At 61.8% G+C, this 11,959-nt stretch carries 8 protein-coding genes; 4 read left to right on the top strand and 4 right to left on the bottom strand.

Annotated features, from left to right (window positions below):
* Positions 1–15 precede the first annotated feature (15 nt).
* Positions 16–177, bottom strand: a complete 162-nt coding sequence (locus LZC95_13610) for a hypothetical protein (protein ID WXA97865.1) — start codon at positions 175–177, stop codon at positions 16–18.
* A gap of 401 nt (positions 178–578) precedes the next feature.
* Here LZC95_13610 and LZC95_13605 point away from each other — a divergent pair, with 401 nt between their 5' ends.
* Both LZC95_13605 and LZC95_13600 read left to right on the top strand, forming a co-directional pair.
* Positions 579–1,754: a ChaN family lipoprotein gene (locus tag LZC95_13605; GenBank protein ID WXA97864.1), complete on the top strand. Its 1,176-nt coding sequence runs from the start codon at positions 579–581 to the stop codon at positions 1,752–1,754.
* 74 nt (positions 1,755–1,828) lie between these two features.
* Positions 1,829–4,033: a hypothetical protein gene (locus LZC95_13600; GenBank protein ID WXA97863.1), complete on the top strand. Its 2,205-nt coding sequence runs from the start codon at positions 1,829–1,831 to the stop codon at positions 4,031–4,033.
* Between the two features lie 31 nt (positions 4,034–4,064).
* Here the strand turns inward: LZC95_13600 and LZC95_13595 are convergent, their stop codons facing one another.
* Positions 4,065–5,444, bottom strand: coding sequence for a serine/threonine protein kinase (locus tag LZC95_13595; protein ID WXA97862.1), 1,380 nt, complete (start codon positions 5,442–5,444; stop codon positions 4,065–4,067).
* A gap of 987 nt (positions 5,445–6,431) precedes the next feature.
* On the opposite strand from LZC95_13595, the gene LZC95_13590 reads away from it, so the two are divergent.
* Positions 6,432–7,967 (top strand): serine/threonine protein kinase, encoded by a 1,536-nt coding sequence (locus LZC95_13590; GenBank protein ID WXA97861.1) that lies wholly within the window; start codon positions 6,432–6,434, stop codon positions 7,965–7,967.
* 170 nt (positions 7,968–8,137) lie between these two features.
* Positions 8,138–9,370 carry a cytochrome P450 gene (locus LZC95_13585; GenBank protein ID WXA97860.1) on the top strand — a complete coding sequence of 411 codons (1,233 nt, stop codon included), beginning with the start codon at positions 8,138–8,140 and terminating at the stop codon, positions 9,368–9,370.
* Here LZC95_13585 and LZC95_13580 read toward each other — a convergent pair.
* The gene (locus tag LZC95_13580) at positions 9,367–10,011 is read right to left on the bottom strand and encodes a hypothetical protein (GenBank protein ID WXA97859.1); all 645 of its coding nucleotides are present in this window, start codon (positions 10,009–10,011) and stop codon (positions 9,367–9,369) included. The two genes, LZC95_13585 and LZC95_13580, sit on opposite strands and share 4 nt — an antisense overlap.
* A 117-nt stretch (positions 10,012–10,128) precedes the next feature.
* Positions 10,129–11,763 carry an ATP-binding cassette domain-containing protein gene (locus LZC95_13575; protein ID WXA97858.1) on the bottom strand — a complete coding sequence of 545 codons (1,635 nt, stop codon included), beginning with the start codon at positions 11,761–11,763 and terminating at the stop codon, positions 10,129–10,131.
* Positions 11,764–11,959 lie beyond the last annotated feature (196 nt).

Here is an 11,959-nt window from a genome sequence, read left to right as displayed (position 1 = left end):
AGCGCTAGTCGTGCGCTAGTCGTGCACCACGTCGTCGGCGTCGGATGCCGTCGCCGCACGGTGGATCCAGCAGTCGAGCACGGCAAGATCGAGGCAAGATAGGATGCGTGCCCGCAAAGCATTGCTCACTCGAACGTTGCGCGCGGAAAGCACCGTGAGAACGGCGAGGGCTTTCACTTTTGCAGCCTCCTCACCAACAGCGACCTCGAGCGCCTCAGCAAGCTGGCGCTTGAATATTTCACTTTTGAATCGGTAATTGGAAAAATTCATCTCCGAGGCTCCATCCGGCTCGGTTTCCAAAAACGCCGGCCATCATGGCCAATTCTGCGTTTCACCTCTTTCGATGACAGGAGCACCATTCCGAGCCCCCAAGAAGTGCAGAATGACGTTGCCTTTCCCGCGCTGTCACGAACGTTACGCCGTCGTCCTGCCGCGATGGATGTTTCCGCTTTCGAGCGATGTCGCCGACAGAAAAGTGGCACGTGAACCAGGCAGCCCTCGCGTCAATCGATACCAACGGATACACGCCGGTACACACGGAGACGGACGCGCGGTTCTGCCGCAGCTACAGATACACCATGAAGTGGTTCCAAGTGGCCGCCGCACTGTCGGCTGCACTCGTGTGCAATGCGCTGGCGTGCAACTCGGAGGATTCATCGCCGGCACCGGATACATCGACGGAGCTCGAACTCAGTTCGGATCTGGTCGGCAAGCTGTTCACGTCGGAGAAAGCCAGGACGACGTACTGGGAGGCGGTGGGCAAGCCGTCGCCGTACCTCACCGATTATTACGGGCTTCACGTGTTGCAGCCGCTCCCCAAGGAGACGGTGCTCAGGCAACTGGTGCCCGCGATGGCGTCGCTGGTCGAAGATCGTGGAAACAGCGTGTCGCTCCTGCTCGAAGGCGGATATTCGATGGTCCTTCATTTCAATAAAGCCCTTTCGCGCCGCGGAGGCGGGACGGTGGATTCCGGCCACGACTACGCGCTGTTCGACGCACCGGACGAAGGCCGCCTCTTGGCCGCGCTGGAAGCGTTTTATGCCCTTCTGCAGAAGCACCAGCTCACCGACGCCTATTTGCTCCCGAATGTCCACTATGACCTCGAACAGGCGGTGGTCGCGCGCGCCGCGGAGGTGACCGAGCGCATCACCATGACGCAGGACCCGGATCGCAGCCGCTTTCGCCATGCAGGTGCCGACGCCGTGCTGGTCGTTCCCGATGCCGTTCACGGCGACGAGGCGCGCTACCGCGAGATATTCGACGTATTGCAGCACGAGCCCATCGACTGGTTCGGGATCGAGATGTACCCACGGCGCGAGCAGCCCGCCATCGACGCGTATCTGTCGGAGCCCGACGGATCACCCGCCTTCGAGGACGCCAAGGAGAGGCTTCTCGCCGTTTCGTGGAAAACCTTCGCGGAGCCGAATCCGTTGCAGGACAATCACTACTTGCGACTCCTCGATATCTGCCGCCAGCGAAAGATTCGCGTCCATGGGATGGATATCGAGCCAGCCTACAGCCTCTGGGGCCACGGCGAGACGCCGTTCGGCAGCATGGTTCGCAACCTCTATTGGGTCGCCAGCCTCCCCCCATCCGGCCGCGGCGTTCTCTTCGGCGGCTCCGCGCACTTCTACGGGAATTCTCTCGTTCTCGGTCACCCGCTGCTCTTCGTGCAGGACTTCCTTGCACCGGTCTACCGCGGCGAAAAGCTCTTTGTCTTGGAAACGAAGCACGCTATCACGCGGCCGATGTGATTCCCAACAAGACAACATCGCGTTCTCGTGCATTTCGGGAAGAAGCTTTCGCCTTGAAGCGTACTGGCCGCTGCATGGGACACGGATGGATGCTTCATGCCGCAATGCGCGGGGTGCCTTTGGCACTTCTCGTTCTCCTTTTGGCGGGTTGTCGCTCGTCGAAGAAGCCCGTCGAGGGTGCGCCGGCCGAGGCTTCTGCTGCGCCGGTGGCTTCGGCCCCCAGCGATGTGTCCGCGGAGCCGTGTCGCGCCCCGGAACCTCCCGCGCCATCGAACGCCGCACGCGTCGGCACGTTCGGTCATCCAGCGATTGGGAACGTTTTTGGACCGCACAGCGCGGGGGACGCGCGCATCGTTGCCATCGATCGAGATCAAGTGTTGATCGTCGACCTGCACGGCGGGGGGACGACGTTCGTCGATCTCGCCAAAAAGCAGCAGCGTCATCCAACGACGCAACGCATATGGCACGATGTCCGTGTTTCGCCCGACGGCAAAACGCTCCTTGGGATCGACGGAGCCAATGCGGAGCTCTTCGACGTCAAAACCAATCGGGTCAGCGCCATCCCAAACCCCGAAAACTCCGTCTGCGCTGTCGATTTCGCAGAAACGGCCGACACGTTGCTGCGCGCCTGCGTCAGCCAGGGTTCTACGACGGCACACGTCGAACGTTGCAACGGAGTAGGAACGAGTTGTCGCGCCTTGCTCGAGATTCCCATTCTCGGACAAGCGCCGGCGCTTCGTAGCTTTCCCCGGGGCCAGCGCTTTGCCATCGGGACGCGAAGCGGTACATCGATTCACGATTCGAAGACCGGCGCGCGCGTGTGGAATAGGGATTTCCCGAAGGATTCAACGAATGACCATCGCGACCTTCTACGGGCGGGAGGTGGAAAGGGAAAAGAATGGACGCTCTGGTCCCTGGGCACCAAACAGGCGAGCGAGGGAGGCGCTCCGGAAGCGACCTTGGCGATGGTCGATGCGCGCGGAGCAAAGATCCTCCCCGCGCTGAACCTGACGTCCTTCGATCGTGCGACCATTGCCAACGACGGACGATCCCTATTCGTGGCCCACCCCAAAGGACCGCACGAGCGCGAGCATACGCTTCACAGCATCGACCTTCAGAGCGGGGTGGATCGTCCCGTGAAAGGCCTTGCGCAACATGCGGCATCCATCGCGTTTTTGGACGACGGATCCGCGATTTGGGTGGCCGACGGGCATTCCCATGTATGGATTTATCGCGCCCCCGTCGAGCAAGCGCTGGGTGAGAATTCACCCGTATTCTACCCTTCACTCGGCAAGCTTGCGCCGGGGATGTTTTCGAGCAACGGACGGCTCGCGTATTCTGGGAAGCATATTTTTTCGACCGACGGTGCTGCCGTCCCTGCACCATGGGTATCGGAATGCGATTTTAGCGTGAACCTCGTATCGCGCGACAACCTCTTCTTTCTCGAACAGTGCGAAAACGGTAATGGTCCCACCAGGCGAATACGGGCTGGACGCTTCGAAGGCGGCGCCGCGGTGGAGGCCTTTTCGGCAGTCGGGGAGTTCCGTGCGAAAATGTATGCTGGATTGCGGACGACCTGGCTCGCACTGCGTGAACACAATCGCGCCCTCGATGGCACTGCGCCCCCACGAAGGACCCTCGTCGATCTAAGGACGGGCGCAAGCCGTGCGATTCTCGTGGGTGTCAAGCGCGCGGGGCGCCCGAGCGAACCGTGGGAAAGCCTTTTTTATGGACTGGATTCGGCAGGCGTGTCCGAAACGGCTGCCCACATCGCCCATACATCGCATTTTACGACAGACAGCGAGGGTCAGTCCTCCCGAGAACGGGAGAAGCTCTGGACGATTGCCGTGCGCTCCGAAGACGAGGAGGAGCATTCGGTGTCGGGTACGGCAAAGGCCAACACATGGCAGGGCCCAGCCTCGGTTTCGGAGGATGCAAAAAGGGCCGCCGTATTCAATGTCGAGGAACACGAATACTCGATTCAGCCCTACGAACTTCCATCTCTCGAGCCTCGGCGGAGCTGTTCGGAACAGGCAGACGAGGCGGATTTCGTCGCGCTCGGCGCCGATTACGCGCTGGTGGCCGTCCGTTCGAAGTCCCGCGTCGCTTCGAAGGAACTCCACGTCTGGCGCCTACGAGATTGCGCGGTGCGAGCCATTCCTCTGGGACTCCCTTCGTCACCTACGTTTGGCGTCGTGACCACGGACCAGCGCCACGCAGTTCTCATTTCCGAAGATTTCTCGGCGTCGGTGTGGGACCTCGATCGCCTATTCGAATAGACTTTTCTCGAAATCCGAGCCGCTCGCCAATCTAGTAGCTGGTCAAAAGAGCAGATGACGACGAGCCCACGGGCTTCTTTTCACCGATATCTTCCTCCAGCTCGGATGAAACCACGGACTTCTTGTCGATGATATCGCCCTCCAGCTCATTGGCATATTGGCCGAGCGATGTGACTTCGGCGGGAGCGGCTCGTTGCGCCGAAGGCACGGGCTTTGCGCTGTAGGAAGGCGGCGTGGCCCGCTTCACGGAAGGCACCGGGATCGTCGAAGGCGACCACAAATGCGATAGCTCGAATACGGGACTCGTTGCGAGCACCGACGTTGGGTTCTCATCCGCCTGTCGATCTCGGCTCACGAGCGCGCGTACGCCGATCACGACCAACGACAGCGCCAGTGCCCCTGCCAACGATCGCGCCACCAAACCACCGACGGAGTGCTTCCGATTCGGAATTCTCGACGTTTGGTCGCGCCCCATCGTGTCGCCGAATGCGACCAGAGCCTCGAACAGCTCGTCGGCCGTACCGAAGCGGTCGGCGGCGCGCTTCTTCATGGCTCGCTGGGCAATGCGGTCTACCTCGAACGGCAACTCGGGCCGAGCATCGCGCACGCTCGGTGAGAGAACTTTGGAAAGCACGGCATTGCGCACTTCCAGAGCGTCCCCGCTACCGAATGGCGAAATTCCCGTAAGAAGCTCGAAGAACATGACGCCGGCCGCCCAGATATCCGTTCGCCGATCTTGGGGCTCGCCTTTCCATTGCTCCGGCGCCATGTATCTCGGGGTTCCCGAAAACCCCCAGTCCGGCGTGGCGTTCCCCGTGCTCATGGTGGCGATGCCAAAATCGAGAATCTTGGCAATCCCATGCTTGTCGATGATGACATTGCTTGGCTTCAGGTCCCGATGGACGATGCCGGCTCGGTGCGCATGGGAGAGTCCTCGTGCAACATCCATCATGATTTGAACGGCACGCCCAGGGTCGCAGGCATCATCGCGAATGACCTCGTCGAGAGGACGCCCCTCGAGGTACTCCATCACCAGAAAGGGCATTCCCTTGTCCTGGCCGACGTCGAACAGCCGGACAATGTTCTCATGACTCAAACGCGCGCAAGCTTGGGCCTCCACCTGGACGCGTTCCAGCGCTTCGGCCGTGCTGAGTGCCGCATTGGTGAGAAATTTGATAGCCACCCGTCGATCGAGAATGCGGTCCCGCGCGAGGAATACGACGGCCATCCCGCCAGTCCCCAAGCGCTCCAGCAATTCGAAACGCAACCCATCGAGGCCACCGATGCGTTGCCCAGGCGACACGTTGAATACCCTCGCATCGCTCGCAGAAACCAGCGTCGGATCCGCGGCGGCCGCAGGCGGAGTGGGACTGCGCTCGCCGGTGTTTGAGTCTCCCACGTTGGTTTTCATGGCCATTCCAGCCGGCGATCAGGGTGAAGGATCTTTCGATGGGCCGCAAGAAGTGGAGTGGCCATTCGCTGCTGAGTCTCGCCCGAAGCGCGCAAAACCTACAAGTCCGCCACTCTCCTCCACGCTAACCAAATACCCTGGGATCGATGTCAACCGGTCATCCAAGATAGCCCGGAGAAGGCCTCCCGAAAAAACGTCACCCTCGACCTACGAGCCGGAGCCCTCGCCGGCGAATGGAATGGCGAGGGCATTTTCTGACGACATTTTTGGAGAAAAGCAATTGCCGAGGGGTCCAATCGCCAAAGGAGAAGAATCATGGCGATTCGCAAAGCGATTTGGGAGTGATCCAATTGGCCCTCGGGGGGCGATGAGAACGATGGCCTACGCGCTGATCGCGCGGACAAGTGTGAACGTGTACGGGGTAGAGTCTCCCAGTGACGACGAGTGGGACACGTATCTCGATTATCGGATGACGCACGTCCACACGATCAAGAGCGTCCTCGTATATACGAAAGGCGGTTCGGCAACTCAGCTGCAACGACTACGTCTGAATCGCCTGCCAGTGTGGATCCTCGAGGTTCCCGGAGCGGTCGTGACTTCTTCCGCGTACATTCGGGCGCAGTATCGAGCCAATCAATATGCCAATTGGCGGGTTTTCTCGGAAACGGAATGGGTCGACGCCTTTCATCACCTTGGCATACGGAACGACGAAGAGCGCCTCACTCTTTTTTCAACGCTGGTGACACTGGCACGGGAGCTCGGAATTCCGAGTCCGAGCGGGACTGCGTAGATGTCACCCGAGCATCCCACCAAAGAGCGCTCTTTTTCAGGCGCACAATTGACACGAGGGGTCCGGCGGCTGAGCATCCTATCGTGCGGTTATGGTCACCCGCTTCGCCTGAACGGCACTACGAAAGAGCGTGGGAACGCGTCGGAGGCATCGTTCAGCGGAAGTATCGAATCACCCGGCTAATCGGCATTGGTGGCATGGCCGCAGTCTATGCAGCGGAACATCGCAACGGACACCGTGTGGCCATCAAGTTCCTTCTCGATCATTTACGTCATGATGGTGACATTCATCACCTTTTCAGCCGCGAGGCCTACGTTGCAAATCAAGTGGGGCACCCCGGCGCCGTTCCCGTATTGGACGACGACGTGGACGACGATGGCTGCCCATTCCTGATCATGCCACTTCTCGAAGGAGAGACGGTGCACGCCAACTGGGAGCGCGCCAATCGGCGTCTGCCCCTCGGGCGGGTGGGCCCGTTGATGCTGGAGGTGCTCGATATCCTTGCCACGGCACACGAGAACGGCATCATTCATCGCGACATCAAGCCGGACAATCTCTTTCTCACCACGAAAGGGGATGTACGCGTTCTCGACTTCGGGATTGCACGAGCCGCCGAGAGCAGTAGCTGCACCATCACGTTCACGCGGCCCATGATGGGAACGCCGGCGTTCATGCCACCCGAACAAGCCCTTGGTGAACACAGCGCCATCGGCCCCCACGGGGATTGCTGGTCCGCCGGTGCGACGATCTTCACCCTGCTCTCGGGCGAACTCGTTCATCGAATCGACACGGCGCATTCGGTCATCGCCGCAGCCGTGCGTCCGGCTCGCTCCCTGCGGGAGCTCATGCCCGAACTTCCCTCCCCCATGGCACGATTGGTCGACAAGGCGTTGGCATTCGATCCGACGGATCGATGGCCTACGGGGCGCGAGATGCACGATGCATTGCATGCGGCGTTGCAGGAATCTTTGGGCGAGCCCATCGAACATGCCACCGCGCGCATGCGCACGGAGATTTCCGCGCATTGGTCCGCGCGGGACGAGGATGCGGTGGACACGCAACCGCCGGCTCCGAGACCGTGCGTCGTGCCCGCCGACAATCCGTCCGGGGACACGTTCGTGGATCCGTCCCTGGCGATGAATGCAGCCTTGAACGAGGTCGAAATCAACGCGCAGAACGTCATGACCATGGTGTTCACCGTCTTTCGGCTCGTCCCGCGAATTGCATATCGCATTCTCGCAAATCACGGATTGGGGACCATGCGCGCGCGGTGCGACGAGTTCCTTCCCGATGGTCGAACATGGTGGCCGCTGGCCACCTACCTCGAGGTACTCTGGGAGATCGGCCAAACCGTGGGACCGGCCAAAGTGTCGGACATCGGGCGGCGTGTGCCGGATATCGCCCCGCTGCGGAAAGACACCGCCGATATCCGGCATGCGCTCGGTCAAATCGATGTCCTCTATCATTTATATCATCGCAAGAATGGTCATCTCATGTTCGACCCGATCGCGGCTCGCATGACGGAGGGAATTGGCCATTATGGTCATCACCCGCATCCGTTCGAGAAGCGAATGACGATGTTTTGCGACAATCCGTATCCCTGCGAATTCGATCGCGGGCTTCTCCTGGGCTTCGCAGCACGCGTCGAGCCGCTCGCATTCGTTCAACACGATGCCACGGCCCCATGCCGAAAGCATGGCGCCCCAGGTTGCACGTACACCATTACCTGGTGAATCCGCCGCCGGGCGCTGTCGCGAAACGGAGGGGACGGATCGCGCCACGCGACATGGCTTTGGCGGAAAATGGGGTAGCTCGGTGGGTTGTCTCTCGAAATAGCGAGGGCGTGGACTTGCGTAAAGGACTGCATGCGAAGTGACGCGGCACGACCCGGGAGAAATTTCTCATGAATGCTACGCTGGACTTTCTCGACCCGAACACCCTGGTCGATGGTGCGCCCTACGAGGCGTATCGCATGCTGCGCGCAGAGGCGCCCGTCACGCGGCTTCACACTCCCGTGGGAGGGCACGATTACTGGCTCGTCACGCGTCACGCCGACATCCAAGAGATTCTGGTCAACCCGGCCGATTTCTCATCGGCGCTCGGAGGGACCGCAACCCGCCCGCTCAGCGAGTTCGAACTCAGCGTTGCGCGCCAGATGGTCAACGTGATGGACCCGCCCAACCATACGCGCCATCGAAAACTGGTGACCCGTCCCTTTGCCACCAAAGCGCTGGAGCCGCTCAAGCCGCGCGTTCGCGCGCTCACCGCCACGATGATCGACAAGTTGACCGGCCGTGACGAGTGCGACGCCGTGGGCGAGCTGGCCGCGGAACTTCCCATGCAAGTCATCCTCGAAGTGCTCGGCGTTCCCGATGTCGACCGCGGGCGATTGTTCGAAATCAGCAATGCGCTCATGCACGTGGACGATCCCGAAATGGGCGGCAGCCTCGAAGCCGTCCAGATGGGCGTCATGGAGCTCATTGGCTATTTCATGAAACTCGCCCAAGAGAAGCGCCAGAGGCCGCAGGACGACGTCATGACCTTGCTGGCTCAATCGGAAGTGGACGGCGAGCGCCTCACGGACGAGGAACTCGGTATGTTCTTCGTCCCGCTCCTCATCGCCGGCAACGAGACCACGCGAAGCCTGATTGCCTCCGGCATCGAGATCATCGCCTCACGGCCCGATCTCTATCGCCAGCTCCGCGCCGATCGATCCCTTCTTCCCGGGGCCATCGAGGAAATGCTTCGCTACGTAACGCCCATTTGCCATCTCCGGCGAACGGCCAGCCGTGATTTCGAGTTTCGCGGGCAACGGATGCATCATGGCGATATGGTCGTGTTGGCGCTCGCCTCGGCCAATCGCGACGAATCGGTTTTCGAGAATCCGAACGAGTTCGACATCCATCGAAAACCGAATCCGCACATCTCTTTCGGATACGGCCCGCACCTCTGTTTCGGCGCCGCGCTCACCCGCATCGAGGCAAACATCTTTTTCGAGCTTTTCCTCGACCGTTTCGCCGAGGTACGCCCGGCGGCCCCTTCGAAGCGAATTCGCTCCAACTTCATGAACTCGCTCAAATCGCTGCCGATTCGGCTAATGCCCGATCTCGAGCCACGTATCACTTTCGTGAACTAGTCGATGCGACGAGAAGGCTTGTTGGCCGCCACCAAGGCGTAGGTGGTGGCCATGGCTCCGGCGATGGCTGGCCGCAGCTCCGGTGGTGCATCCCGAGCGATGTACGCATGCGGGCTGCCGATGCTGCCGACGTCGATCGCGCCGACGATGCGATTGTCGGCGATAACGTAATAGCCCCACTGGTTGTTGATGCGCACCATCGATGTTCGCCGTATCCATTCGACGCGAAGGGACTGGCCGTCGCGGGTTCGAAGGAACGCATCCCACTCCATCGGCTCGCTCGAATTGCTATAGAAAGACTCCGGTCGATTGGGAATACCGGGCCCTTCGCCGCTTGCCCGAGCGAACTGCCAGGACCATTTTCGGGTACCGTCGTGGATGTCGCACTGAATTGGCTTCTTGCTTCCCAATGAAAGGCGGCTCGAGTTCGGCTCCGGGGGAACGTCGTTCGGTCCGGCGCACTCGAAGCCTCCACCTCGAACATCGGGACCTTCGAGGGTACCGTGAATGACCCAATCTCCGTCGACGTTCGCCTCGAGGCCGAGGATGTGGAAGGTATACGTCGAATCCGCATCCATCCCGACGCTGACCCGATAGCTTCCCATGGTGAAGCGCGACGGCGGACTGGACGCGCCATCCATCGGCAGCTCCTGAGCGCGCGCAGCGAATTCCGGGTCGAGTTTGATTTGAGAGGAGCAGCCGCCTAGGAGGGAGCAAGCAAGGAGCACGAAAAACGAACTTCCGCGATTCATACACGCCTACTCGGCTCGCCGATGCCCGATGTTGCTCGAATTTGCCGTGAGCGCGATGCATCCACCAGCGACCTCGGCCGATTGTAGGCCAAAGCTATTTGCGTCGTCGATCTTCCGGAGCGAGGACCATGGGCGCGATGGCGCCCGAACCGCCCCGCCCGCGTTCGGATCGAGGTGCCACGTCGTGTGGGTGCACGCCCGCGCGAAATCGTCGTCGTGCGTGACCAGAACGAGCGCGCCGGGGTACGCCGCAAGGGCGCGTTCGAGACGCTCGATCGAGGGCAGGTCGAGGTGATTCGTCGGCTCGTCCAAAAAGGCCGCCCACACGTGCCGGCCGAGTCCCCACGCGATGGCGATCTTGCGCGCCTCGCCGGGCGACGGCGATCGGGAGCGCAGAAGCCGATCGGGATCGACACCGAGCGCCGCCACGAGCGCGAGAACGCGGCCGCGCGAAGCCGGCTCCAGGTTCATCGTATGCACCAAGAGGGCCGCCCCCTCCTCCGTATCGATGTCCTGCGGGAGGTAGAAAAGGCGGTTTTCGGGAGCGGTGCTCGCATCGAGAAGCGCGCGCATCAACGTGGTCTTGCCCGCACCATTGTCGCCGCGGATGGCGATGCGGTCGTCGCGCCGAACCTCGACCCGCACGTCGCGAAGGATCTCGTGCTCGCCCGCGCGCAGCGTCTCACCGGCAAGCGCGGCGATCTTCGGCGCGCGTGCCCGCTCGTAGCCGACGAAGAGCGATCGCCCGAGGGTCTTGTCGCGCTCGATCTTCGGAACCGCCTCGGCGGCGCGCTCTGCCGCGTGCCGGGCGACGCCGACCCGTTGCCCAAGCCGATGGTCGGCCGTGTTCATCCGGAACTTGGTGACGAAGCTGCGCGCGTCGTGGTCGCGCGGATCGAGGCCACGCAGCGAGCGGGCGCGGTAGCCGGGATCGTGGTTGCGATGCGCATCCCCCAGCGCTTTCTGCGCGGTGTTCGCGCGTTCCGCGGCCTTGTCCCGCTCGTCCTGCGCATGGCGCTCTTCGAGCTCCCACTGGGCTTTGGCCATGGTGTACGGCACGGGGTAAACACGCACCGCGCACCGATGAACGCGCAACGTGACGCGCGTCAGCCCATCGAGCAGCGCACGATCATGGGACACGACGATGCCGAGTCCACGAAAGCCGTGCAGAGCCTCGACGAGCAAGGCACGGGCGGACGCATCGATGTGATTCGTCGGCTCGTCCAGGAGCAAGATGTCCGGCTCCTCCGCGAGGGCGGCCCCCACCTGCCATCGCTTGCGCTCACCCGGCGAAAGCGTGGACCATCGATCCAGCGACGTCGGATCGAGCGCCAGCCGATCGCGCAAGCGCCGCGCACGCGCGCCGCCGTCGTCGCAGAACCGAGTCACGTCGTCCGTCCGCACATCGACCGGCTGTGGACAGAGGACGATGCGCGCACGATCCGGCTCGACGCGGATCGTGCCCGTCTCAGGCGCGATTTCGCCCAGGATCATGCGCAAAAATGTGGTCTTTCCCGCACCGTTGGCGCCGACCAATCCATGCCAACCCGCCCCCAAGGCGAGGGTGACATCCGTCAAAATGGGTGCCGCATACGCGAACGATGCGTGCGCCGCGGCAACCGCGATTCTCTCGCGAGCCATGAAGAACCTCCTGTGCAAGCCCCGCGTTTTTCGAACGCAAGGCACCCGTGCACCGCGCTCACCGCATGCTCTGCGTGTGAGGGGCGCGAACCACACTCCGGGGGGATCAGGAAGAGGAGGTCATGACGGAGGTCGGAGCTCGACCCTGCACGCTTCTTAGCACGCAGCCTTCCACCACGCAAAGGCGCTACGCTCG

The organism is Sorangiineae bacterium MSr12523 (assembly GCA_037157775.1).
GTDB lineage: Bacteria > Myxococcota_A > Polyangia > Polyangiales > Polyangiaceae > Pendulispora > Pendulispora brunnea.
This window is presented reverse-complemented; position numbering and strand designations above follow the sequence as displayed.

Bases quoted from the DNA above. Each gene is read 5' to 3' on its own strand.
- LZC95_13605 (WXA97864.1), top strand. From the start codon at position 579: ATGAAGTGGTTCCAAGTGGCCGCCGCACTGTCGGCTGCACTCGTGTGC.
- LZC95_13600 (WXA97863.1), top strand. From the start codon at position 1,829: ATGGGACACGGATGGATGCTTCATGCCGCAATGCGCGGGGTGCCTTTG.
- LZC95_13595 (WXA97862.1), bottom strand. From the start codon at position 5,444: ATGAAAACCAACGTGGGAGACTCAAACACCGGCGAGCGCAGTCCCACT.
- LZC95_13590 (WXA97861.1), top strand. From the start codon at position 6,432: ATGGCCGCAGTCTATGCAGCGGAACATCGCAACGGACACCGTGTGGCC.
- LZC95_13585 (WXA97860.1), top strand. From the start codon at position 8,138: ATGAATGCTACGCTGGACTTTCTCGACCCGAACACCCTGGTCGATGGT.
- LZC95_13580 (WXA97859.1), bottom strand. From the start codon at position 10,011: ATGGATGGCGCGTCCAGTCCGCCGTCGCGCTTCACCATGGGAAGCTAT.
- LZC95_13575 (WXA97858.1), bottom strand. From the start codon at position 11,763: ATGGCTCGCGAGAGAATCGCGGTTGCCGCGGCGCACGCATCGTTCGCG.